Consider the following 24,943-nt stretch of genomic DNA (forward strand, 5'->3'; position numbering starts at 1 on the left):
TCCCTTTTCAAAGGATACCAGTTAATCTCTAATTTGGAAAGGTTCAGGAGTTAAGAAACTATTAGACGACGGGAGACGTCATAAATGGAAGAAAGGAGTGGTGGCCATGACCGGTTTGGGCAAAAATGAAACGAACACCGATGCATGCAGCTTCACAATTGAGGTTGTTGGCGAAGGAACGGCAAATGCAAACCCGGAAATTGCAGTCATTCAATTGGGGGTTGTAAGCGAAGGCGAAAGTCTGGAAACCATCCAACGGGAAAATGCCGCTGCAATCAATGGGATCACGGCGGCGTTAAAGTCATTGGGAACGCAAATCAGCGATATCTCAACCGCTGCTTTTGGAATCGAGCCTCGTTATACCTATGAAGACGGAACGCAGCAATTTCAAGGTTATCAAGTGACTCATATGTTGTCCGTCACGCTGAACGATATCGCAATGACAGGTACGGTTATCGACACCGCTGTCGCAAACGGAGCCAACCGGGTATCGGAGGTAACCTTCCAGGCCGCCAATACGGAGGCTGCTTATCATCAAGCTCTAGCCAACGCCATCAAGCAGGCGCAGGAAAAAGCTGCCGTCATTGCCAATACGCTTGGCGTCTCGCTGTCTGCCATTCCCTGCAAGGTCGAGGAGTCAGGCTTTACGCCGCCAGGTCAGCCTTTATTCAAAGCCGCCGCAGCTATGGACAGCTTTGGCACTTCCATTATTCCAGGTCAACTGACGTACCGCGCCACTGTGCGAGTCTGGTATATGTTTGCCTGACGGAGACGGAATTCGTCCAGCAGCGGATAATCGTACAAATCGCCTTCATATAATATTTCCACGCTTCCATGGCGCAAAAAGTCATCCGGCGATACCAGCGCCGACGAGCGGTCCCACAGCTCAAAGCCGCTTTGCCGCAGCGTATCTGCCACAAATTGCGAGCAGAAATAAGCATTGTCGGTTTCGATAGGCCGCTTTAACAGAAATCCCAGCAGCCCCAGCAAGTGATAATGATAGTCCTCGCTTTGATGTTGAAAACGCGAGATGATCTCTTTTACGGCTTGCCTCTGTTCGGGAGTCGCCTCCAGTCGGAGCAGCGCGCAGCTTGTAGCGGGATAATGGGCAAAGGTACCCGTATAGACATCTTCCCTTACAAAACCCGCAATTAAAGGATTGTTGGCTGTTTTGCGCCCGAAGCTGTACAGCTCGTTCAGCCCGGCATCCAGCGCAATGGAGGCATGATTGTATGGAGCGCCCGTAAAGCCTTTGATCAGTTTCGTAAACAACGTTCCCGTGTCGGTAAGCAGCACATAAATGGAACGTTCTCTGCTGGTTTCATGAACATGGCTGTGAATGCGGGCCGCCGGCATAACAATCTCCTCCTTGAATGATTGGTTGTTGTCACAACTATATCAAGGAGCAGCAGACGCGAAAAGTACCAACTATCCCTGGTACCGAGCGGAGAAGGCAAGTGAGACAGCGCGCAGAAAAAAACCGTCTGCAAGACGGAGGCGACAGGCGCCTTTTGTTTTGCAGACGGTTTCGTTTGGAGAGAAAGCCTCTAGAGCTCCCTTTGAGGAGGCGCAACCGCGTTTAGCGTTAGCGTTTAGCGTTAGCGTTTAGCGTTTAGCGTTAGCGTTTAGCGTTAGCGTTCAGCGTTAGCGTTCAGCGTTAGCGTTCAGCGTTAGCGGCAAGAATCTTCTCTTTCCTTACTTGATAAATTTCACGCGGCCTTCTAGCGGCGCAAATTGCTTTTCGCCAGCAGGCGCTACCGGTTTGCCAAACGGCATTTGGGCAATCAGCTTCCAGCTGGATGGAATGCTCCATTCCGCTTTAACGGCATCGTCGATCAGCGGGTTGTAATGCTGAAGCGTTGCGCCAAAACCTTCTTGCTCAAGACCTGTCCAGATTACCAATTGCAGCATGCCATTGGATTGATTGGACCAGATCGGGAAATTGTCGGCATAAGCCGCAAATTGTTTTTGCAAGCCTTCCACTACTTCAACATCCTCGAAGAAAAGCACCGTGCCGTAACCAGCGCCAAAAGCATTCATTTTATCCTGAGTCGGGCCAAACTGATCAGCCGGTACAATAGCTTTCAATGTATCAGTCGTCAGGTTCCATAGCTTTTTATGTTGCTCGCCAACCAAAACCACCACGCGTGCGCTTTGGGAGTTGAAGGAAGATGGCGTATGTTTCACTGCATGATTAACGACTTCTTGAATGCGCTCGTCAGATACAACTTGCTCCGAGCTGATGGCATAAATAGAACGTCTGCTTTCGATTGCTTCGTTAAAGCTTTTTGCACCTGTTTCCGATTTTTTTCCTTGTCCAAACAAGCTGTCCATGATTCCCATAATGCAAACTCCTCCAATAAATGTATATTTTTTAGGTTTGAAGCGTAGTCGTTCTCTTATTCTTCCCCTACTACGGAAAAACGTGCGTTTAACGATTTGGGCTCCTCTATTTCATCAACCACTGCAATCGCATAATCGCTATAGCTGATATAGCTTTTGCCCTGGCTGTTCGTATGCAGATGATCCTTGCCGACTTTATAGGAGCCGGTTCGTTTCCCTTGTGGATCAAAAAAGGCGGCAGGACTCAGGAAGGTCCAGTTCAACCCTTCGGTTTTTTGCAATAGATTCAGGTTTTCTCCCTGATTGCTTGCTGTAGCGTAATATTCTTTTGGGAAATTCGGCGTGTCCATCAAACGGACAGTTGCAGCTTCGTCCACATACAGGCTGCCTGCGCCTCCAACAACAAACAATCGTGTGCCGCTAACGCCTTTTAACGCGTCGATCAACACGTTGCCCGCTTGCACGTGAGCCGCCTCGTTGCCTGGCGTGGCGCCAAATGCATTAACCACCACATCAAAGGACGTTAAATCCTCTGTTGTTAAGTGAAATACATCCTGCTGCTTAACCGAAAGCCTGCTGTCGCTTATTTTGGATGCGTCTCTTACGAAAGCTGTTACTTGATGGCCTCGGCTGAGCGCTTCCTCCGCAATGAGCTTGCCGGCTTTTCCGGTTGCTCCGATAATGGCTATTTTCATACCGGTAAACCTCCTTTCCTAGAGTCTGGCGCTCGCTCGTTCGTTCATTTATTCGTTCATTCGTTCATGCATTCGTTCGATCGTTCGTTCATGCATTCGTTCGTTCATGCATTCGTTCGTTCATGCATTCGTTCGTTCATGCATTCGTTCGTTCGTTCGTTTCCAAAGCGCAGAACTATTAATATATTCCACATTCAATTACTTTCAGTTGCTTATTCAGCGATGAGTCTGATCTTGATGCCATAGGGATCTGTAATCCATGTGATGCCGCCGTCTATTTCCACCTGGAATCCGAATTCTTGAGCGGATTTAGACGTTTTTTCCATTTCCTCGCGGTTTGGCACAACAACGGTAAAATAGTCAATGCCCGTTCCATTTGTGGGTACGGGAGGAGCGCCCGCTCCGGCCCACAGATTCAGGCCAATGTGGTGATGGTAACGTCCCGCTCCCAGAAACAAAGCACCCATCCTCATCATATCGGCCTCAATATCAAAACCCAACGCTTCGCTATAGAAACGTTTGGCCTTTGACATATCGCCTACATGGAAATGGACATGCCCGATCGTAGTTCCTTCCGGCAATCCGGTCCATGGAACGCCTTCGCCTTCCTTCAATAACCCCTCCCAATCGATTGGGTCGGTAGCCATGTTCACATAACCTTGCGGGTTGTAGCTCCATTCGTCCCTTGGACGATCGCGGTAAATCTCGATACCGTTCAGGTCGGGGTCCGACAGATACAATGCCTCGCTAACCAGATGGTCCGCTTGCCCAACTCGAAGTCCGGCATCCACAAGCCTCTTGAGCGAAACCCCCAGCGCTTTGCGGGAAGGCAGCAGGATAGCGTAATGATATAACCCGCTAGCTGATTGCGGCGGAATAACGACGGCATTCGGTACCTCTTGAAGGACCAGCAATGCATGTTTACCGTCAACGGTTAGTTCCGCCGTATTCCCCTCCTGCTTCAGCAGGGAAAATCCAATGATCTCTTGATAAAAGGCGAGCGAACGCGCCAAATTGCTGACACGCAGCTTAACGGCTCCCAGCTTTGTATCGGGGTGCAGCTTATGAGACATTTTTATCACCTCGGCTCATTCATTTCGTATATATCTATATATTGAATTGTTACTTACTATTTGTTATTAAGTATATATTTTAAGTGTCCAATCGTCAAGCATATTTTTTGGCTGCTATATAAGTTCAACTTAAAACCGGCAGTAGCAGGCCAAAGTGAGGATGGTTCTGAAGAAAAGCATATGCTTACGAAGTAACGTTCTTCCAGAACGTTTCAGGCGTTCGCTTGTGTTTCCGGAGTTCAACATTACACCTATATAATCAGGAAATCTGGAAACAACTGCGATCGGAAGAACCTTCCTTACGGCAGCCTAAACCCCTGCCAACACTATTTAGTTGAACTTATATAGAAGGTGGGCGGGCGATCGCGTTTATAGGTGACAATTATAGACTGCCCTCTTGACCCCATTCCAACCCCTTCAGCCTGCAAACGAAATGACAACAGACAAAGGAATCTTCCGGTCGCCATTAGATCGTACGGAAATCAGGTTGTTGCATCGCCGTCAGCCACATCACAGGGAGATTTCACGCAGCAGTTTCTCAATTCTGTGACAGGAGTACACCTTTTGATGAATGTAAAGGACACCCATGTCCATTAACCGTATTTTTCATAGCTTTTGGCGAATGTAACGGACATCCGTGTCCGTTACAGCCTCAAATCATGCCATATTAGCTCTTTTTCAAGCTGTAATGGTCATATGTGTCCGTTACAATGTAGAAAAGTTGCATTTTCCCCTTGTAAGGGACATTCATGTCCGCTACAGCGAAAATGACAAGCAGATGAATATGATGGAGATGCACCTCCCATGTACCTGCAAAATCAGATACTTAAAAAGGCCAACCAGAAAAAATTGGTTGACCTAATCATACGAAGGCTGGACGGAAAACCTTACGTCGTCTCACCCAGCCAATTTTTGTAACTTTTTGGACAGCCCCTCTATGCGGCTTTTACTACATGTCGCTTCTTAAGCTAAAGCTTCATTCATTGATTCGTCTACTGCTGCTTCATGTTGCTGATCCATACGCTACTGCTTCATGCCGATATAGCCCCACGCACAGCTTCGTGCGCAGCTTCGTACTCGACCACAGCTTCTCGTACTCGGATACTGCTTCGTGCCGCTGTAGCCCCACGCACAGCTTCGTACTCGACCACAGCTTCTCGTACTCGGATACTGCTTCGTGCCGCTGTAGCCCCACGCACAGCTTCGTACTCAGCTTCGTACTCGACCACAGCTTCTCGTACTCGGATACTGCTTCATGCCGATATAGCCCCACGCACAGCTTCGTGCGCAGCTTCGTACTCGACCACAGCTTCTCGTACTCGGATACTGCTTCGTGCCGCTGTAGCCTCACGCACAGCTTCGTGCGAAGCTTCGTACTCAGCTTCGTACTCGGCTACAGCTTCATTCGCTGCAGCCTGAGCGAGTTCAGCACCACGGATACGGAGCTTAACGCCATCGCCGCTCCTGCAACCCATGGCGCAAGCAAACCAATCGCGGCGATCGGTATGCCAAGCGTGTTATAGCCCAGCGCCCAAAACAGGTTTTGCTTAATGTTGGACATCGTTTTGCGGCTCATGGCAATTGCGTCGGCGATTGCGGACAAGTCCCCGCGCATAAGCGTTACGTCTGCGGCTTCCATCGCCACGTCGCTGCCCGTGCCAATCGCCATGCCGATCGTCGCAGTCGCCAGAGCCGGGGCATCATTGATGCCGTCGCCAACCATGGCGACTTTTCTGCCGTTTTGCTGCAGCTTCTTGACCTCCTCCGCCTTGCCTTCAGGCAGCACCTCCGCAAGTACTCGGGTTATGCCTACTTCCGCGGCAATAGCTTTGGCGGTTGCTTCATTGTCCCCGGTGATCATAACGACTTCAAGGCCCATAGCCTTCAGCCTTGCAATAGCCGAAACGGAGGTCGTTTTGACTGTGTCCGCCACACCAAGCAATCCCGCATATTCTCCGTCAATGGCAACCAGCATAGCGGTTTTTCCTTTGCCCTCCAGCTCCGCCATTCTGCCATAGGCTTTCGATGCATGGATGCCTTCCGCCGCCATTAGCTTTCGGGTGCCGATTAATACGCTGCGGCCTCCCGCAACAGCCCGGACACCATAACCCGGAATCGCTTCGAAAGCCTCTATCTGTGGCAGCTGGATGCCGCGTTGCTCCGCTCCGGCGACGATAGCTTCAGCCAAAGGATGCTCCGATCCCTTCTCCGCCGCCGCCGCCAAAGCCAGCATTTCAGCCTCGTCAGATACTGCGATGACATCCGTCAGTTCCGGTTTGCCTACCGTAACGGTTCCCGTTTTGTCCAGCAGGACCGTGTCGATTTCTTGCGTTTTTTCCAAGTGCTCTCCGCCTTTGAACAAAACGCCAAGCTCCGCCGCCCGTCCGGAACCCGCCATGATGGAGGTTGGCGTGGCCAGCCCTAATGCGCAAGGGCATGCGATGACCAAAATCGCAATGCTTTTCTCCAGCGCCCCGCTTACATTGCCGGGCTCCAACAGGAAATACCACAGTACAAAAGCGATTGCCGCTATGGCAACGACTATCGGAACAAAGATGCCGGAAATGACATCGGCTATCCGCTGAATCGGCGCTTTGGAGCCTTGAGCTTTCTCGACGATTTTGATGATTTGCGCAAGCGCCGTATCTTTTCCGATTTTTTCCGCCTTGATTATAAGCAAGCCGTTTTTATTCAAGGTCGCACCAATGACGGGGTCGCCCTCTCGTTTGCTCACCGGAATGCTTTCCCCCGTCAGCATGGATTCGTCGACAGAAGACGCCCCCTCAACCACCACTCCGTCAACCGGAACCTTCTCGCCAGGTTTGACCAGCACCTGATCACCAACAAGCACCTCTTCGATCGGGATCCGCAGTTCTTTGCCGTCCCGCAGCACATGAGCCATCTTCGCCTGCAGCCCCATAAGTGAACGGATCGCATCGGAGGTGCGGCCTTTTGCCTTGCTCTCGAACCATTTTCCAAGAACAACGAGGGTAATAAGCACTGCGCTTGTTTCAAAATAGAGCGAAGGCGCGTGATGGGAGCTTCCCCCGCCACGGAACCAGTCCAGCGTCAGATAGACGCTATAGAAATAAGCCGCCGACGTGCCAAGCGCAATCAGCACATCCATATTGGCGCCGCGGCTTCTAAGTGACTTGTAGGCTCCTGCATAAAACGGCGCTCCTACGTAAAACTGCACCGGGGCCGCCACCGCTAGCTGGAACCACGGATTCATAAACAGATCAGGAACAAACATCCATGAAGTAAAGCTGAAATGTCCCACCATGCTCCACAGGAGGGGCAAGGACAATACGGCAGCCAGCCAAAATTTTCGTTTTTGCCTTGCTGCTTCCTCTTTTTTACGCTGCTCCTTATTCTCCTCTTCCTGCTTCAGAGCCGCCTCATACCCCAGCTGCTTCACTTTGTTCTGCAAATCCGCCGTCGACACTGCGTCCGGCGCAAAGACAACGTTAGCGGTTTCCATTGCGTAATTGACACTGGCGCTAGTGACGCCTGCCATGCGTCCTAACCCCTTTTCAATCCGGTTTGCGCATGCCGCGCAGGTCATTCCCGTTATATCCAATGTCACCTGAACGTCTGATTGCTGCCCAGTTCCATTCCTTTGCTCTTTTGCCGGGATTGCTCCCATTGTAATCAACTCCTGCTGCCGATTTATGTCCTCAGTATACCCCCCTACCCTATATTAGTCAATTGTTATTTACGATACCCTTGTAGGGTATATAATGATACTACTTGCCTAGTACCATTGTACTGTTTTGGCGAAGGAGGGGCTGGTTGCTGGCGTATTATTTTCCAATGGAGTAAAATAAATGGCGAAGACGAACAAATGTTCAGGGGGATGGAGAGGCAATGAGCCAGCAAGACAACTATCGATTTCAAGTAAACTTAGGCGGGATGATCGACATCCTGTCCAATCATTTGTACAGCTCACCCAAGGTTTATCTGCGCGAACTGCTGCAAAATGCGGTAGACGCCGTAACGGCAAGACGGGAGATCGAGCCGTCGGCCGAAGGCTCCATCAAAATCGACGTCACCGGAGCAGGCGGGCCAGCCACATTGACGATACAAGACAACGGCATAGGTCTGACCGAAGAAAATATTCATGAATTTCTGGCGGTGATTGGCCAATCCTCCAAACGGAGCGGCGATCTGCTTGCTCAAAATACAACATTTATCGGCCGTTTCGGCATCGGCTTACTTTCTTGCTTTATGGTCAGCGACGAAATCGTCGTCCTGACGCAATCCGCTAAAGGCGGTCCGTCGCTTGAGTGGCGCGGCAAGCCGGACGGCACTTATTCCATTCGCAAGCTGGATACCGAGCTGACGCCGGGAACTAGAGTATTCCTTCGTTGCAAACCCGGCAGCGAGGCTTATTTTGAACAAGAGTTTCTGGAAAACTCCATCTATTATTATGGCGCCATGCTGCCTTATCCCATTACCTTGCAGACGGAGCAAGGCTTCAAAAAAATAAACGAAACCTTGCCGATTTGGATCAAACACCCCGATATGGCTCGCAGCCACAAGGCGGAGGTATTGGCATGGGGCGAACGGCTGCTGGGAGAACGGTTCCGGGATTTCATCCCGCTGCAGACCGCATCCGGCCGCACGGGCGGCATTGCTTTTATTTTGCCCCAAGGCGTCAACTTGAACGCAAAACGGGCGCACCGCGTTTATTTGAAGCATATGCTTGTATCCGAAAAAGCGGAAAATATATTGCCTGATTGGGCTTTTTTCGTTAAATGCCTGATCTGGAGCGACGAGCTGCAGCTTACTGCTTCACGGGAGCATTTCTATGAAAATGAGCAGCTGGAGGAGGTTCGCTCCGAGCTGGGCGAATCCATTCGCGGGGAATTGATCACGATGGCGGAGCTGGCTCCCGACAGATTGCAGGCCATTATCGGCGCTCACGCCTTGTCCATGAAAGCTCTTGCCGTAGAAGACGACCAGTTCTACCGGATCATTTACCGCTGGCTTCCTTTCCACAGCAGCGCCGGCCAACGCGAGCTTGGCGAGCTGCTTCGGGAGCACAAGCACCTGTACTACACGCTGACTCTGGATGAATATCGCCAAATTACGCATGTCGCCGCCGCCCAATCGCTTGTGGTCATTAACGGCGGGTACATCTACGACTCCGAGCTTATGTCCCGCTTGCCGCTGGTGCATGGCGGCGTAGAGGTTGAGCGGCTGCTGCCTGAAGACGTCTCCTTCACCTTCACTGACCTGACAGGTGATGAGCGACGCTACTATTATGAAGCAACGCGTTCGGCAGACGCCGTATTGCAGGACTTCCGCACGCAGGTGCAGCTGAAGCGGTTCAAGCCGTCGGAGCTGCCCGCGCTATATACACTGTCCAAGGAATCCTCCGATCTGCGTTCGCTGGAGCTTACAAGGGAAGCCGCGACGGATCTGTTTTCGTCCGTGCTGGGCAATCTGAGCACAGGTTTGCAAAATGCGGGATACGCAACGCTGTATCTGAATCTCGACAACCCGGTAATCAGCCGATTGTTCAATTCCGGACAAAGCGCTATTTTGCCGATTGCCATCAAAATGCTGTACGTCAATGCCCTGATGATGGGACATTACCCGATGAACCGTCAGGAGCTGGCTGTACTGAATAACGGAATCATTCAATTTATCGATTGGGGCTTGTCTTCGAATCATAATAACGGAGGAACAACAGCATGAGTAAAAGCTATGAGGAATTAATGGATGAAGTCTACGACTTGCCGGACGGCCTGGCCAAAATCAACCTGCTGGAGGAGGCTGCGCGCGAAGCGGATCTGAGAAACGATATTGTCGATGCGTACGAAGCCCGCAGCATGATTGTGGAAAACGCTACGTTTAACGGCTATCCGATGAAGGCGCTGGTTGCTTTTTCGTGGATGCTTGGCCAATATGATAAAAATCGCGATTTGTTTGACGAATATAATTTATTATGGAGCTACAAATGGATTTTGGATAAAATCTCCTGTTTCCCCGATATTCCGCTGACGCAAATAAATGAGCTGCTGGAGGATATGCGGAATCGTTATAAGGAGCATGGTTACAGCGATCGGACCTATTATTTTTACACTTCGGTCAATCTCCTTCAGCAAGGAAAGGTCGAAGAAGCCGGCGAATTTCTGAAGAAATTCAGAAGCATGGATGAAGATATGATGAGCGATTGTACGGCCTGCGAGCAAAACCGCCTGGTGGAATATGCAGCTGCTGCCGGAGATGACGAAGCAACGCTGGAGGCTGCCAAACCGATTTTGAAGGGGAAAATGACTTGCGGAGAAGTTCCGCACGTTACCATCTCTAAAGTGCTAATGCCTCTGTACCGTCTGGGGCAACTGGAGGAAGCTGAAAAACAGCAGAAAAAAGGCTATAAGCTGATCAAAAATAATTTGGACTTCCTGCAGCATCAAAGCGAACATATTTATTATTTGTCCAAAACAGACCCGTTCAAGGGACTTGAGCTGCTGGAGCGGCATTATCCCAACATGCTTGGACATGAAAATCCGTTTGATAAAATGATGTTTCTTGCCCATTCTTCGGCGCTGCTGGAGCTGCTGTCGGGCGAATCCGTTGCCGTCGCCGTGAGACTTCCGGAGTCAAGCCCGCATTTAAACGGCATCGAGGGACAAGGAAGCGAAGGCAAAGGCAATGCCGGCCCTATTGCCGCTGCTTTCCGCGAAGACGCATTAGTGCTGGCGGATCGCTTTGACCGCCGCAACGGCAATACCTTTTACCGCAATTATATCCAATCGCTATAAGGCGTGTTCATTCTTTAAACGGACGCCCGGGCAACCATGCAGGACTTGGTTGCCCGGGCGTTGATTCGATGTCATCAGGTCACGAATGGATTACGGCAGCATCTATTTTTGCGGGAATGATTGTCATAAAACGTATTACGGTTTGCGCCTCGGGATTATGACTTGGACTCCTTCTCAAGCTGCTCCTGGATGGCCTTGGAGATTTCTGCATAACTGAAGGGATCTGCAATAACAACATCATTAATCATAATGGTTGGAGTTGCTTTGACGCCGCTTTGAGTGACCAGCAATTCATCCAATGCCACCATGCTGGCAGGTTTGTCCGCTGTCAGTTGATGCAGAAACTCCTCTTCGGAGAAGCCGCTAATGGTCTGGCGGGCAATCTCAAGCACTTTTTCCTGATTCAGCCATAATGTATTGTGGTCATTGTTGGGTTGGGCCGCAAACAGCGCTTTGTGGAACTCCCAAAAACTTTCGGGATACATTTGAAGCACCGTTTCGCCGGCAAGAGCGCCAAGCCTGGATTCTTCGCCAAAAAACATCGTGTTGATAAAAGCAAACGTGGCTTTTCCCGTATCCACGTAATCCTTCTGAAGCTGCGGCCACACCAGCTCATTCCAGGCTCTGCAGGAAGGACACTTATAATCGCCGAATTCGACAATCGAAATTGCGGCGCCTTCTTTGCCCATGACGGGTTGTGATGCAATCGGCGGCGCGTTACTGAGAGACGGAGATGGATTCGATGGCTGCTCCGACATCCGAGTTATCGCAAATATGGATACCAGCAGAACAATGATAATAGCTGTGTAAAGCACGATAGGACGGCTTTTTGACTTTCCAGTCTTTTTCGAAGCATGTTTGGACATCTCTGATCGTCACCTCCAAGTAAAAATTAAATGTTGCGACTTATTAACTATCAGATTATCATACCGCGACGCGACGCTCTACCCGAAACCTGTGCAAAATGTCATATTTTTTCGAAATTGCTCTAAATTTTTTACGATACAGGCTGGACTGCGAATAAGCTTGCTCCCTTCGCTGAAACTGCCAATTGAAGTGCCAGGGCGAGCTTGGCAAGCATACGCACAAAAAGCCTTTCAGAATCAGTCCCATAAGCGGGAACGCTCTGAAAGGCTTTTTTATTTATTCTCAAAACATGCTAATATCCGACATTTGTTTAGAGTCGTGATATGGATATTTTAAATGTTACGCTTCCGTCGCCAGAGCGGCCAAATAGCGATAGCTAATGTCCAGGCTTTCAAAGGGATCTCGCATGCATTCATCCTGCTCCACGACATACCACTCCGTCCCGATGTCTCGGCAGGCTTGGATGATTCCCGGAAAATTCATATTGCCCTGCCCGACTTCCGCAAAGAGCTGCTGGTCATTCACGATAGCCATATCTTTGAGATGGACCACCTCCATGCGCCCTTTAACCTGATAAATAGCGTCAACGGGATTAACCCCGCCCGCTTGAACCCAATAAGTATCCAGTTCAAAGCCAAAAGCTTCGGGATGGCTCTGCTCGCGCAGGATATCCATTCCGTTTTTTACTCCGTAACGCTGAAACTCAAAGCGGTGATTGTGGTAAACAAACTTCAGATCATGCTCCAAAAGCAGCTTGCCGATCTCCGACGCGGCGTACGCAAAGGCCGCATAACCCTCCGCGCTTCCCCGGTAGCGCTCCGGAATGGAGCCCAATCCGACATAACGGCAATCCCATAGCTTATGGGTCGCGATTGTTTCCTGAAGCCTTTCGCTTAATGCATCAAAGCCGACATGAGTCGCGCAAATAGACAGTCCATTTTCCTCAGCAGCCGATTTGACCGCATGAGCCGGTATCGGTCCAATCCCGGAAACCTGAACGGCGGAATAGCCGATATCCTTCACCTTGCGCAAGGAGTCGCGCAAACCTGCTTCATCCCTGCAAAAATCCCTTAGCGTATACAATTGAGCCGCAATTTGTTCCCGTTTCATCCTTTTATCGCCGCCTTGTCCCGGAATACGGGGCCGACCGCCAAAAAGCCGGCATACCCAAATCCAGTGTAGCACTGGAGAGGGCGTCCGGCTTTACTTACATTAAAGATTATAGGCGCCTGATTTAACTTATATTGTCCAGACGCTCCATACAAGGTGCAGCTTAACTATGGAAATCAAGACCCGAAGCTACTGCTTTCACATATCCCGTTCTAACGACAAAATCGCCGAAGTGTTCGTCTTGCTCTCTTTCAGACGCGTAATGATGAAGGATCGGCTTCAGCGTATCGATGATTTCCGTTTCGCCTACATTTTCGCGATACAGCTTGCTCAGCCGGTCTCCCGAAAAACCCGCGCCCATATACATATTGTATTTACCCGGAGACTTGCCGATAAAAGCAATTTCTCCAAGCGCCGGACGTGCGCAGCCGTTCGGACAGCCCGTCATGCGGATGTTGATTTCCTCATCGCGCAAGCCTGCTTCCTCCAGTACCGGCTCCAGCTTGCCCAGCAAGGTTGGCAAGTAACGCTCCGCTTCCGCCATTGCCAGACCGCAAGTGGGCAAAGCGACGCAGGACAAAGCGCTGCGGCGTATTGCCGCATGATCCGAGCCTTCGGAGATACCGTATTGCTCCATCAGAGCCGCCACCTGCTTTTTCTTTTGAGCTGAAATATTGCCTAAAATCAAATTCTGATTTGCGGACAACCGGAAATCGCCGGTATGAATCTTGGCAATTTCGCGAAGGCCCGTCATCAGCATATTGCCTTCGGTATCCACGATGCGTCCGCTGTTGATGTACATTGTAAAGTTCCACTTGCCGTTTTTGTTTTTGGACCAGCCGTAGGTGTCGCCTGAACGGTCAAAAGAAAACGGACGGGCGGGAGCCAGCTCCCAGCCAAGCCGCTCGTGAAGCTCGCTTACGAACCAGTCGAGGCCGTGGCGGTCAATCGTATATTTGAATCTGGCATTTTTCCGTACGGAGCGGTTGCCGTAATCGCGTTGAATCGTGATCGTTTTTTCCGCCAGCTCCAGCACCTGATCCGGCGTGCAAAAACCGATCAGCCTGCCCAATTGCGGATACGTGTTGGTATCGCCGTGAGTCATGCCCATACCGCCGCCGACCGTTACGTTAAAGCCGACCAGCTTGCCATTTTCCACAATCGCAATGTATCCAAGGTCCTGGGAATAGACATCAATATCGTTTGATGGCGGTACAGCAATGCCGATCTTGAATTTGCGGGGCAAATAAACCGGGCCGTACATTGGTTCAACGGGATCGGTCCCTTGAACGGTCTTCTCCGCAGCGGGGGAAGTGCCCGAGACCTTCGCCTTTTTGGAACCGGCCTCGCCTTTAGCCTTCACTTGCAAATTGCTGTCCAGCTTTTCCCCGTCCAGCCAAATTTCATGATAAGCGGGCGTTTTGGGAGCCAGATAAGTTGTCAGCTCCTGAGACCACTTGTACACCTCGGCATGAACATCGGATTGCTCCGGATTGGGATTGCACATAACGTTGCGGTTTACGTCGCCGCAAGCCGCCAATGTGGTCAACATAGCATCATTGACCTGGCGGATGGTTTGCTTCAAATTCCATTTCAAAACACCGTGAAGCTGAAAGGCTTGCCTTGTAGTCAGCTTAATGGTGCCGTTGCCGTATTTCTGGGCCAGCTTGTCGATTTCGAGCCATTGCTTTGGCGTGGCGACGCCGCCCGGCGTAACCACACGAAGCATAAATTGATAAGCAGGCTCCAGCTTTTGCTTCTGCCGCTCGTTGCGCAAATCGCGGTCATCCTGCATATAGCTTCCGTGAAATTTCATGAGGCGGTTGTCCAACTCGCTCATGCCGCCCGTAACCCGGTTTTGCAGCGTTTCGACAAGGGAACCGCGCAAGTAATTGCTTTCCTGCTTCAAATGTTCAACGTCGCTTGGAGGGCCGCCAACCGGCACTGCCTTAGGTCCGTTCGCCATTTCCGTTCAACTCCTTAAATTCTATCCAAAATAATACGTGTTGAACAACCTCTAATACACATCGCGCTGATAGCGCTGATTAGCTTGCAGCTCCGCTATATAAGCGGCTGCCGCTTCCGGGTTCAAGCCGCCCTGCTGCTCCAGGATGGAGAGAAGCGCCTTGTGGACATCGTGAGCCATATGTTTTTCATCGCCGCAGACGTAAAGGTGCGCGCCCTCTTGAAGCCAGGCGTACAGCTCCGCGGCATGCTCCAGCATCCGGTGCTGGACGTATACCTTATCCTCCGAATCGCGGGAGAAAGCGACCTCCAGCTTGCTCAATGCGCCGGATTTCAACATCCGCTGCCAGTCGGTCTGATATAGGAAGTCTGTTACAAAATGGCGATCGCCATAGAACAGCCATGTTTTACCTTCGGAGCCAAGCTCCTCTCTTTCCTCTAGGAACGCGCGGAACGGCGCAACGCCAGTTCCTGGACCAATCATAATAACCGGTGTTCCCGGGTCCGCCGGCAGCTTGAAGTTCGGATTTTGCTGAATGAACAACGGCAGCGTATCCCCTGCTTCCAGCCGCTCCGACACCTGCACGGAGCAAACGCCGCCGCGTTTGCGGCCATGGCTTTCATATTGGACTTTGCGGATCGTCAAATGGACTTCGTCCGGGTTTGCCTTGTTGCTGCTCGCAATGGAGTAAAGGCGAGGCGGCAGCTTGCGCAGTACCGTCGCAATACCTCCTGCAGTCAGCGTCCATGGCCCAAAATCCTGCAGCAGATCAAGCAAATCGCGGCCGTTCACATAAGCGCGCAGTTCGTCCTTGTTCTCCGGCTTCAGCAGCTCAGCCAATCTTCCATCTCCGGAATAAGGCAGCGCCTTTTCCAGCAGCGGACGGGTCAGCACCGTTATTTCAAAATGGCGCAGAAGCGCCCCGCGAAGCGTCGCGTCTTCGCCTTCCCTGTCAGGGGATACAACCTCGCCCGGATTCCAATTCATTTGGGAAATAATCTGATCGACCAGCTCAGGGTCGTTTTCGGGATAAATACCGACGCAATCGCCCGGCTCGTAGCTTAATCCCGATCCTTCGAGCGATAGCTCAAGGTGGCGCGTCTCGCGGTCCGAGCCACGGCCGTTCAGGTTAATCGTCGTCAATACCTCGGCCCGGAACGGATTGGTGCGGGAATAGAGACTTTCTGCGCTTGGGGTAGCCGATCCGGACGCAGGGGCTGCTTGCGCAGCTGCAACTGCTCCTCCCGCTACGGATGCCTGAACCGCGTCCAGTACTTTGCCGAACCACTGGGATGCAGGTTCCTCGAAATCCAGATCGCAATCCACGCGGTCGGCTATCCGCTCCGCTCCCAGCTCGGCCAGACGCTCATCGAAATCGCGGCCCGTTTTGCAGAAAAACTCATAGGACGTATCGCCTAGCGAAAGCACGGAATATTTAAGGCCGTTCAATCCCGATGCGCGTTTGCTGTAAAGGAATTCATAAAAAGGCAGCGCATTATCCGGCGGGTCGCCTTCGCCGTGCGTACTGGCCACAATAAACAAATGAGCCGTCTTTTTCAGGTTGGCCGTTTTGTATACATTCATGGCCGACAGCGTCACTTCAAATCCTAGTTCCTTCAATTTATCGGCTAAACGCCCGGCAAGCCTTTGAGAGTTGCCTGTTTGCGAGCCGAACAGCACGGTCGCTTCGCGAGGCGCTCCCGCCTGCAGCGGAGCCGCTTCTGTTATCGCGACCTGCGCCGTCCCCGGTACAGCGGCAAGCGCAGCAGAAGCTGCAGCGATGCCTGAATCCGTTCCAGTCAAACCATTTTCAATCGGAGAGTTTCCCGCCCCAGCAGCGTAAAAAGCCAAAAAACCGTTCAGCCATTGCACTTGCGTTCCCGTCAAGGTTGGCAGCAGCGCATTAAGCAGATTTGCCTGTTCCTCCGAAAACGGACTATTCGTCACCTTGAGTTGCAACAATATCCACCTCGCATCTTCCTTGTTCGACTAAATTCCCAGTTCGTCAGTATGAATTGACTTATTGTTTTAAAACTACCATAGCGGCCAGTTTCGGTCAATGAAATCGGTCCGTTTCCGGCTATAAGAAATATTGAATGAAATGATGAGGTTTGCTTATGATGGATTGAACATAAGATTATGACAAGAAAACATTAGGGAAAAGGTGGCGAAACCTGTTTCTATACGCAAAAACGCGCCGTCGGATACGGCGCGATTCTGCAATCATACTATCATTATACTTATGATTCCTGAACGTTAAGAAACAGCTTGCTCCCGTTACAGCCCACGCCCATTGGCGACTTGCCACAGGTCATACAAGTCAAACGGTCTTTCCTCTTCTCCATAGCTGCTGAAGAATTCCCAGAGCCACTCGCCTTTCTCCAGAATGTCGACGGCTTTGATTCCGATAAAAGCCAATACTTCATCAAACCGCGCTTTTGCTTCTCCCGAATAGGACTCAGCAAACAGCGCTTCTCTTGCTTTGTCGAACTGTTCCTCCAGCAAAGCCATGTACTCCGTCACCGAAGAATGAAGCACAGCAGCTTCATCCAATTCCCGGGTATCGATTCGCAAAATAACGCCGTCGACTTCGCCCAGCTCTAGAAACGGCGTAATGAGATTCAACCTTTGAACAACGGCACCTTCGGAAAGCGCGAGCACTCTATATTCGGATGCTTCTTCATTGCCCTCTTCGTTGCCTTCTTCCTCTCCGAAGTTCTGCTCGACCTCGATATAGATCGAGTCAAAGGTTCCGGCCAATACGGTTTGACCCGCCGTTTCAAAAATCACTTCCGGAATGCGGAAAGCTCTATCCTCCGGACTCAATTCAAGGCGAGAAGCATTGGAGTCCCTGACATGAATAAAGAAAGGAAGATACTGAGCGTAGCTTGTGAAGCCGCCCGAACCATTAGTTCCTTCGCTTATGTCTTCTAGCCAAATTTTTGCGCCCTCCGACATAAATTCAACGCTTTTGTCCAGCGTAACGCTGCCTCTAGGCACATCGATGGTTAAATCTCCCCTGATGACCAGATTCCGAATCGTATAGGTTCCTGTTCCGGCGCCTGCAATTCTCAGGTTAAACACCTCAAGCGGTCCGTTCTCGTCAGCCCATTCATCGGATGGTCCCAGCAGACGGTCCTCGGCACCAGTGACATAGCTCGTAATATAAGGAGGCAGATGGCCCTCATATTCTCCATTCAAATAATCAATTGGAGTGGTGGTAACTGTCACGTAAGCCGGCAAATATCGTTCCTCGTCCGCGATCACGACAATTCTGTATTGTCCCGGAGGGAACTCAAGGAAGATGCCGCCTCCCACAATGATTTCATTGTCGGTCACTGTATAATCGTCGCCTACACCGTATTCATCGCCGGGTTGGCCATTTTCGTCAAGAAGCTGCAGCAGGATTTGATAAATCGAGGTTGACCAGCCCTCATTTTCTTCAAACGAAATCGCAATGTCTTTTCCTTGAACAACAGCGCCAGATACGCTCAATAACGGAGCAGGCAACGGCGGCTCTTGCTCCATAATGTGGTCGATGGCTTCTTTTGCACGCTGGATGTTCTCAAATCCGTTGTAAAACTCCATATTGCGGTATTGAATAAGCTTCTCCGCATGCCACAGAGTCGCTTGGCCGTAGCCAAGAATCTTCATCATTCCAAGCATTTCCTGGGCGCTGTCCGTTTCATTGAGAACCCTCAGCCGCTCTGCCGCGATTGCGGCAATCGCCTCCTGAACCGAAGGGTCAGGCTCTATCCCCGATGCAAGAAGAATTGATTTGATGACTCCAAAAGCTCCAGTCAGCTTAACGCCGCCAGCGCGTATATCCAAGGTGCCGCCAAATGTCGTTCCTTCATCCACTTGGATGGTTACGCCCGGATAGCTCACGATGAGATTGCCGCCAAATTGTCCCTTAAGCACAAGGGTTTCAACGGCGCCTTCGATTGTGATATCGCCGTCGTAAGTCCCCTCCAGCGTGACATGTCCGGAGCCGGTCACGCGCACATCGGAGTTTGATGCCGCCCCGGCCAAAATAACCCGGGTTCCCGTCTCGTCCGCCACAACGATTTCGCCGCCATGAGCAGCTTCGCTTCTGAAGGTCTGGGACGCCACATCAACAATCGTTGTTGTGCCGCTCACCGTAACGCCGTTCAGCAAATTGACACTGCCGCTAGGCACATTGACGTTCAGATTTCCGCTAATGGAGAGATTGCGAAAATCATAACGGCCTGTTGCCCCGGCATCGCCTGTAATCGCAACATTGCCATTGATAGTCAAGCTGCCGCTTGCCGGACCATAGGTCACGATTCCTGAACCGGTTACGGTTTGGGAGATTGGACCGGCAATTGTCCCCGTCCCGTTCAACGGCGAGTTTCCTACTGGATCAGGAGTTGGCGTCGGCACCGGTGTTGGCGTTGACGCGGGAGCCGTCGTTGATGAAGGGGAAGACGTTGCGGTTTCGCCGGCTTCCAGCTTCTTTTTGGCTTCCTCGTATGCTTTGGCCTGCTCGGGCTTCAGCGATTTGATATATTCGCTCTCCAGCGCGGCTTGTCTGTCCTTCGCCGCTTGCTCGTTGGCCCCGGTCAATTTCAGAAGTTCAGCAAAACGCTGCTTCGAAACCTCTTCCGCATTTTGCTGCATTTTGAGAGCCTTCTCTTTTTCCTCCTGCAGCTTTTTTTCCCGCTCCAGTATGGTTTGCTGCACTTGCTTCTGCCTAGCCAGCTCCTCGCTGCTTAATTGCTGAGGCTTGTTATCGTCGAGTACAATTATTTTGTCCAGGTTTTTGTTGGCTTCATTAACCTGGGAGCGGATAATCTCTCCGTTGACTTTTTGCTGCTGGATTGCTTTTTTGACAATGTTGCTTACCAGATTATCCAAGTTATAGATAAGGCGTTCCAAAGCATTGCCATTTTGGACGTCCAGACTTCCCGCTTCCGGCTTTGCGCCGTTCAACAGCTCCGAATTTAATCTTTTGATGAGCTCTTCGTTTTCCTGATCGATTTTATTTTTGCTGTCGATGATTGCTTTTAGCGTTTCCTGGCCAAGCAGCGATGCAATGTGATCGATATCGATGATTGTCGTTCCCAGATGCGACACTTTATCTTCTTCGTTAAAATAGGTCATAAGCGTCTGACCAGGATAAATGGACACGTTTTTCTCGATATGAAGAGCCGGATTTTTGGATTGAACCACTCCAACTCCAGACATAATGAGGAAGTTGGAATCCCCGTTTCTGGGATCAACCGTTACAAACAACGTTGTTCCGCGCACGCCCATGACGGCCGTCGGCGTTTCCACTTCAAATTCCTCTTCCGTGGATACGAGCGAGCTGGCTTTAATCCAGACGCTTCCTGTCCAGAGAGTGAAATTGGATTTTTTCTTGCCGCCTTTTTCTTTCAGTTCCGAGATATAGAGCGACGAGCCCGCGCCAAGCGTAGCTTCGTCCCCGCGGTCCTGCACCTTGATCGAAACCGAAGATTTGTCTCCCGTCTTGAGATGGTCGCCGGCATTCAACGGCATATTCTTGTAAGCTTTAAAATATTTTTTGCCGCCGGCCTTTTTCACTTCCACGGTTCCCGATACGCTCAGGATCGTAGCAATTCGCACGGTCTCGGCAGCTGCGCGTCCCGCAAAGGGACCAAGCACCGCTCCCAGCATCAGCGCAAACACCACTAGCATCGCCAGCGCCCTGGCCGTTACAGGAACAGCGGGACGTGAAGCAGCCGACGGCGCACTTGAGCCAAGGTTTATTCCAAATGCCTTCATCCTTATTTATCCCCCTCGTTTTCAGCTGCTGCGCCGCGAATAATGACCGTTTTGCTCTCCCCATGCCATTCCACATTGGAGTCGATCAGCTCGCTAATGTAACGAACCGGAATGTAGGCAGTTCCATTTTTAACGAATGGAGCGGAATCCAACTCATAGTTGACCGGCGCCCCGCCGTTTCGACTCACCAGTGCAAGCGCCTCGTTCAACCGCAGCGTTACCGCCAAGCCGTCCTTTTCCAAAAGAGCTTCGCGCGTTTCCGGTTTATACGTGACGTTATAGCCTAATGCTTCGCCCACGGCTCTGACCGGAGCCAATGTGCGTCCATTCCGAAGCTCGGTTGCTACGGCAAGGGATTTGCCCTCCGTACCCGTCACGATCCGCACCGCCGTTTCACCTGCTCCCCGTTTTGGGAGCTGCTGAAGCGTTATTTTGCGAATTTTGTTATTGTAGCTGTCCGCTACCAGAACGGAGCCATCCCTGCCAAGCGCAACTGCCGAAGGCATCTGAAGGCCATGATGTCCTTCAATTCCGTCCTCCCAGCCGCGTTCGCCATCTTCGCCGCCTGCCAACGTGATCACCTCGCCATTCAGCAAATAACGAACGGCATGATTCAAGCTATCGGCGATAAGCAGTCCTCCTTCAGGCGTAACCGCCAAGCCGCGCGGAAAATGGAACAGCGCTTCCGATGCTTTACCGTCTCTGTAGCCGCCTTCCCTATAAAGCAGCTCCGCTGACTCAGCGCTTGATTCCTGGGCCGGCAGCGATACTCCGGCAACGGTCGAGACCGTTCCTTTGGACAGGTCAATATAGCGAATAACCTGATTGCCGGTATCGCTGACAAATAAATTGCCTTTGGCATCCAACGCCAATCCGGACGGTTCGTTGAACAAAGCCTGAGCCAATGCGCCGTCGCGGTAGCCGCCGCTTTCCACCAGCAATCCCGGCATAACCTGGACGCCGCTGTTTTGTTTGGCGTTTAGCGTTGAGACGGTTCCGCCCGGCGTTATTTTGCGGATTTGATGATTCAAGGAATCCGCTACATATACGTTGCCGCTTTGGTCAACGGCTATCGCTTGCGGGTAATAAAACCGGGCTTCCTTCCCGATTCCGTCCCTTCGGCCCAAAATGCCGTCACCTGCCAGCGTCGTCCATTCTCCTTGCGGCGATAGCTTGCGGATCGCATGATTGTCGGCATCCGCTACATACAGATTGCCAGCGGCATCTCCGGCAAGGCCAACCGGCGTATTAAATTCCGCTTCATCGGCTGGGCCGTCGTTCAAAACGCCTGTCGGCAGCCCAAAGCCGTCAATCCAATACTTCAGCCCGGCGTATGTCGACACAGAGCCATTCGACAGCTTCCGAATTTGATGATTGTTTGTGTCTGCTATGTACAAAGTGCCGTCCGGCAATGCCAGCAAGCCTTGCGGCGCACGAAAAGCGGCTGACGAAGCCGCTCCGTCCCGGTCCCCTGGCTCTCCCGATCCGGCAATTGTCGTAACCTCCAGAAGAAGATTGCCGTTTTCTCCCCGTACGGCGTCCCCAATGCCAAACGATTTTTCGGTCTCCGATGCAGCGAACGCATGGACGTTAACACTTAAAGCTAGCAGAAAGCTTGCAGCCAACACACTTGTCCGCTTGCCAAGCATCGACAAGCCCCCCTTCTCTTGAACTCTCTTTTTCCATCTAAATTGCAATTCCCTCAACCTCCCGCTATCTTTTTGAGTCGAAATACCTAATAACCTTATTCAGGCCTATTGTACTGTAAGGGGCCTACCAAAAGCAGTACCCCTTTTGCATTATCTATTTGAGAGGAAGTTCAAAAAGTACGCTTTCCATTACGGGTCATGACTAGCGTCATGGCCTGCGTCGAATATGACATTCAGCCGAAATCTCCGGTGCTCTCGTAGCTATCACTACGCTCCGCTCCTCGATTTCTAGCTTCTTGCCATCTTCTCGGTACTGAAAAGCGAACTTTTTGAACATCTATTTTAAGAGGAAGTTCAAAAAGTACGCTTTCCATTACGGGTCATGACTAGCGTCATGGCCTGCGTCGAATATGACATTCAGCCGAAAAGCGTATGCTTACGAAGTATGTTTCTTTCAGAAACATTGAAGGTGCTCTCGTAGCTATCACTACGCTCCGCTCCTCGATTTCTAGCTTCTTGCCATCTTCTCGGTACTGAAAAGCGAACTTTTTGAACATCTATTTTAAGAGGAAGTTCAAAAAGTACGCTTTCCATTACGGGTCATGACTAGCGTCATGGCCTGCGTCGAATATGACATTCAGCCGAAAAGCGTATGCTTACGAAGTATGTTTCTTTCAGAAACATTGAAGGTGCTCTCGTAGCTATCACTACGCTCCGCTCCTCGATTTCTAGCTTCTTGCCATCCTCCCTATACTAGTCTTCCAGCGCTAGTACTTCGTACAGCTTCACGGGAACGGTTTTGCCCTTCATCATTCGTTCGCCGATACAGTTGTAGCGGAAGCGCTCTGCGGTTCGGGAATAGGTCTCCTCCGACACCAGGATTTGATTAGGCCGGGTATTGGATTCGATCCGGGCGGCTATGTTAACGTTGTCCCCGATTGCCGTGTAGTCTACGCGGAGGAATGATCCGATGTTGCCGACAACCACCATGCCGGTATGAATGCCGATGCCTACGCTGACGGTGACGCCGTATTTTTCCCGGATCGCTTTTCGCACCTCCACCATGGCCTGTTGAATATCCCATGCCGTTTTGACTGCGCGGTATTCATGATCCTCCACATCCAGAGGCGCGTTGAAGATAACCATGGCCGCATCTCCGATAAACTTGTCGATCGTCCCTCCGTTATCCAAAGCTTTTCGGGTAATGACGTCAAACATCGTATTGAGGAAATCCAGCACTTCCTCCGGCTTCAGTTTTTCCGAAAGCGTCGTGAAGCCGCGAATGTCCAGAAACAGAATGGACAGCTCTTTATTGATCCCGCCAAGCTGAATCTCCCGGTCGCTGCGCGCTATTTCCTTCACCAGGTCGGGGGACAGGTAACGGCCGAATTGCTTCGTAATAAATACCTTTTGCTTGTTCTCCATAAACGATTTGATCGCAATGTTGACCAGATAGGTCAGAAGCAAGACAGCCATCGGCTCTACCGCTTTAAAATGCCATCCCAGCAGCATGTAACTGCCGTATTGAGCCGCATACAGCACAACGGCCGTGCCAGCTGCAAGCAGCAGGCTCGTGACGGTACGGAAACGCCAGGCTGCCGCGATCATAATGGCAAACAGAAGCGCGGAAACAGCTGTTGTCCATATGCGGGGAAGTTCTCGGATAGACTCGCCATGCAGAAGCTGATGCACAATATTGGCATGCACGTAAACCAGCTTCATATCGCTTTCAGTCGTTGTGACCCCGGTATCGTAGCCTACGGCGGAAAAGCCGATCAGCACCAGCATGTCTTGAAAGTTTTCTGCCGGAAAATCGCCCCGGTATACATCGATAAAAGGAACGCTCCAAAAATCGCCGGAGTGCATGTTGTAATCGATCAGAATCTCGCTTCGCTTGTTCTGCATGAGGTAGCTGCTCGCGTCCGCTCCGGCCATCTCCGCCATTTTGTAAGCCAGCGACGGGGTCGGCGGACCATCGGGTCTGCCCAGATGCAGCCAAGTGCGGCGTATGACGCCGTCGCTGTCCAGCCGCGAGTTGATATGGGCTCGCTCCGTCAACTCGGCAAATTCAGGAATGGGGTCGACCCATTCCGATGGCTGGAGCATCTCCGAAGCGCTTTGCCCTTCCAGCGACTTCGTAAACTCGCTCTCCATATTGGCGTACGAAGGCAAAATAATGCCATCATGGCTGGCCAGCGCTTCCGCAAAGGCTTCATCTGCCTCAGGCGTGCTTGGAGAGGTGAACATAATATCAAAGCCCACTGCCGTCGGTCCGCCTTCCTCCGTATACATCCCATCCAGCAGCCTGGCGTAGATATCCCGCGTCCAGGTGTTAAAGGCGCCTAGCTCCTCCAGGGTCGCTTCATCAATCGTAACCACCAGAATCCGTTCGTCCGGCATCTGCGTCTGGGCCTGCGACATGTTGTAGGCAAACAAAGCGCGGTCAAGCGGCAGAAGCGCTTGCTGCGTCATCAGGATTGCCAGTAAAATCAACACTGCGGCATTCCCGATCCAGGCCAGCTTATGCGCGACTTTTTTCATATGTAAACTCCTCTCGAATGAGTATGAATGATGATATCTTTTTGTCGGATTAGTGAATATCCTCTTCAATAATAGCTTATATTGCAGCAAAAAAATGTGAAGCTGCATGCATTTTTGAAAAAAATGCAGAAAAAAAGTTTATATTGACGTTAGCAAGAAA

Annotated in this window: 15 protein-coding genes; 3 read left to right on the forward strand and 12 right to left on the reverse strand. The window is 51.2% G+C overall.

The genetic code is table 11. The annotated features are described in order from the left end of the window. The first annotated feature begins 106 nt into the window (after nucleotides 1-106). Nucleotides 107-766, forward strand: a complete 660-nt coding sequence (locus ACX93W_RS20155) for an SIMPL domain-containing protein (protein WP_459394175.1) — start codon at nucleotides 107-109, stop codon at nucleotides 764-766. Here the strand turns inward: ACX93W_RS20155 and ACX93W_RS20160 are convergent. From ACX93W_RS20160 to ACX93W_RS20180, 5 genes are all read right to left on the reverse strand, one after another. Further along, nucleotides 718-1,356, reverse strand: coding sequence for a hypothetical protein (locus ACX93W_RS20160; RefSeq protein ID WP_459394176.1), 639 nt, complete (start codon nucleotides 1,354-1,356; stop codon nucleotides 718-720). The genes ACX93W_RS20155 and ACX93W_RS20160 overlap by 49 nt on opposite strands. 339 nt (nucleotides 1,357-1,695) lie before the next feature. Beyond that, nucleotides 1,696-2,343: a nitroreductase family protein gene (locus tag ACX93W_RS20165; RefSeq protein WP_459394177.1), complete on the reverse strand. Its 648-nt coding sequence runs from the start codon at nucleotides 2,341-2,343 to the stop codon at nucleotides 1,696-1,698. A gap of 56 nt (nucleotides 2,344-2,399) precedes the next feature. Then, nucleotides 2,400-3,038 carry an NAD(P)-dependent oxidoreductase gene (locus ACX93W_RS20170; RefSeq protein WP_459394178.1) on the reverse strand — a complete coding sequence of 213 codons (639 nt, stop codon included), beginning with the start codon at nucleotides 3,036-3,038 and terminating at the stop codon, nucleotides 2,400-2,402. Between the two features lie 212 nt (nucleotides 3,039-3,250). Next, the gene (locus tag ACX93W_RS20175) at nucleotides 3,251-4,111 is read right to left on the reverse strand and encodes a VOC family protein (protein WP_459394179.1); all 861 of its coding nucleotides are present in this window, start codon (nucleotides 4,109-4,111) and stop codon (nucleotides 3,251-3,253) included. A 1,393-nt stretch (nucleotides 4,112-5,504) separates the two neighbouring features. Then, nucleotides 5,505-7,757, reverse strand: coding sequence for a heavy metal translocating P-type ATPase (locus ACX93W_RS20180; protein ID WP_459394180.1), 2,253 nt, complete (start codon nucleotides 7,755-7,757; stop codon nucleotides 5,505-5,507). Nucleotides 7,758-7,978: 221 nt separating this feature from the next. Between ACX93W_RS20180 and ACX93W_RS20185 the strand changes: the two genes are divergently transcribed. Together ACX93W_RS20185 and ACX93W_RS20190 are read left to right on the forward strand one after the other, a co-directional pair. Continuing rightward, the gene (locus tag ACX93W_RS20185; protein ID WP_459394181.1) at nucleotides 7,979-9,814 is read left to right on the forward strand and encodes an HSP90 family protein; all 1,836 of its coding nucleotides are present in this window, start codon (nucleotides 7,979-7,981) and stop codon (nucleotides 9,812-9,814) included. Continuing rightward, nucleotides 9,811-10,884, forward strand: a complete 1,074-nt coding sequence (locus tag ACX93W_RS20190) for a hypothetical protein (RefSeq protein ID WP_459394182.1) — start codon at nucleotides 9,811-9,813, stop codon at nucleotides 10,882-10,884. Before ACX93W_RS20185 ends, ACX93W_RS20190 begins: the two co-directional genes overlap by 4 nt. Before the next feature lie 155 nt (nucleotides 10,885-11,039). Here ACX93W_RS20190 and ACX93W_RS20195 read toward each other — a convergent pair whose 3' ends face one another. The 7 genes from ACX93W_RS20195 to ACX93W_RS20225 all read right to left on the reverse strand — a co-directional run bounded on the left by ACX93W_RS20195 (nucleotide 11,040) and on the right by ACX93W_RS20225 (nucleotide 24,783). Then, complete coding sequence (locus ACX93W_RS20195) at nucleotides 11,040-11,750, reverse strand: DsbA family protein (RefSeq protein ID WP_459394183.1); 711 nt, start codon at nucleotides 11,748-11,750, stop codon at nucleotides 11,040-11,042. Between the two features lie 340 nt (nucleotides 11,751-12,090). Further along, nucleotides 12,091-12,861: a sugar phosphate isomerase/epimerase family protein gene (locus tag ACX93W_RS20200; RefSeq protein WP_459394184.1), complete on the reverse strand. Its 771-nt coding sequence runs from the start codon at nucleotides 12,859-12,861 to the stop codon at nucleotides 12,091-12,093. Between the two features lie 163 nt (nucleotides 12,862-13,024). Continuing rightward, nucleotides 13,025-14,827, reverse strand: coding sequence for an NADPH-dependent assimilatory sulfite reductase hemoprotein subunit (locus tag ACX93W_RS20205; RefSeq protein WP_459394185.1), 1,803 nt, complete (start codon nucleotides 14,825-14,827; stop codon nucleotides 13,025-13,027). A gap of 51 nt (nucleotides 14,828-14,878) precedes the next feature. Then, on the reverse strand, nucleotides 14,879-16,786 hold the full coding sequence (locus tag ACX93W_RS20210) for an assimilatory sulfite reductase (NADPH) flavoprotein subunit (RefSeq protein WP_459394186.1): 1,908 nt from the start codon (nucleotides 16,784-16,786) through the stop codon (nucleotides 14,879-14,881). Nucleotides 16,787-17,104: 318 nt separating this feature from the next. Then, complete coding sequence (locus tag ACX93W_RS20215; RefSeq protein ID WP_459394187.1) at nucleotides 17,105-20,593, reverse strand: FecR domain-containing protein; 3,489 nt, start codon at nucleotides 20,591-20,593, stop codon at nucleotides 17,105-17,107. A gap of 2 nt (nucleotides 20,594-20,595) precedes the next feature. Continuing rightward, complete coding sequence (locus ACX93W_RS20220) at nucleotides 20,596-22,290, reverse strand: stalk domain-containing protein (RefSeq protein ID WP_459394188.1); 1,695 nt, start codon at nucleotides 22,288-22,290, stop codon at nucleotides 20,596-20,598. A gap of 705 nt (nucleotides 22,291-22,995) precedes the next feature. Beyond that, nucleotides 22,996-24,783 (reverse strand): CHASE2 domain-containing protein, encoded by a 1,788-nt coding sequence (locus ACX93W_RS20225; RefSeq protein ID WP_459394189.1) that lies wholly within the window; start codon nucleotides 24,781-24,783, stop codon nucleotides 22,996-22,998. Nucleotides 24,784-24,943: the final 160 nt, after the last annotated feature.

Source organism: Paenibacillus sp. CAU 1782, from assembly GCF_054551715.1.

Bases quoted from the DNA above. Each gene is read 5' to 3' on its own strand.
- ACX93W_RS20155 (WP_459394175.1), top strand. From the start codon at position 107: ATGACCGGTTTGGGCAAAAATGAAACGAACACCGATGCATGCAGCTTC.
- ACX93W_RS20160 (WP_459394176.1), bottom strand. From the start codon at position 1,356: ATGCCGGCGGCCCGCATTCACAGCCATGTTCATGAAACCAGCAGAGAA.
- ACX93W_RS20165 (WP_459394177.1), bottom strand. From the start codon at position 2,343: ATGGGAATCATGGACAGCTTGTTTGGACAAGGAAAAAAATCGGAAACA.
- ACX93W_RS20170 (WP_459394178.1), bottom strand. From the start codon at position 3,038: ATGAAAATAGCCATTATCGGAGCAACCGGAAAAGCCGGCAAGCTCATT.
- ACX93W_RS20175 (WP_459394179.1), bottom strand. From the start codon at position 4,111: ATGTCTCATAAGCTGCACCCCGATACAAAGCTGGGAGCCGTTAAGCTG.
- ACX93W_RS20180 (WP_459394180.1), bottom strand. From the start codon at position 7,757: ATGGGAGCAATCCCGGCAAAAGAGCAAAGGAATGGAACTGGGCAGCAA.
- ACX93W_RS20185 (WP_459394181.1), top strand. From the start codon at position 7,979: ATGAGCCAGCAAGACAACTATCGATTTCAAGTAAACTTAGGCGGGATG.
- ACX93W_RS20190 (WP_459394182.1), top strand. From the start codon at position 9,811: ATGAGTAAAAGCTATGAGGAATTAATGGATGAAGTCTACGACTTGCCG.
- ACX93W_RS20195 (WP_459394183.1), bottom strand. From the start codon at position 11,750: ATGTCCAAACATGCTTCGAAAAAGACTGGAAAGTCAAAAAGCCGTCCT.
- ACX93W_RS20200 (WP_459394184.1), bottom strand. From the start codon at position 12,861: ATGAAACGGGAACAAATTGCGGCTCAATTGTATACGCTAAGGGATTTT.
- ACX93W_RS20205 (WP_459394185.1), bottom strand. From the start codon at position 14,827: ATGGCGAACGGACCTAAGGCAGTGCCGGTTGGCGGCCCTCCAAGCGAC.
- ACX93W_RS20215 (WP_459394187.1), bottom strand. From the start codon at position 20,593: ATGAAGGCATTTGGAATAAACCTTGGCTCAAGTGCGCCGTCGGCTGCT.
- ACX93W_RS20225 (WP_459394189.1), bottom strand. From the start codon at position 24,783: ATGAAAAAAGTCGCGCATAAGCTGGCCTGGATCGGGAATGCCGCAGTG.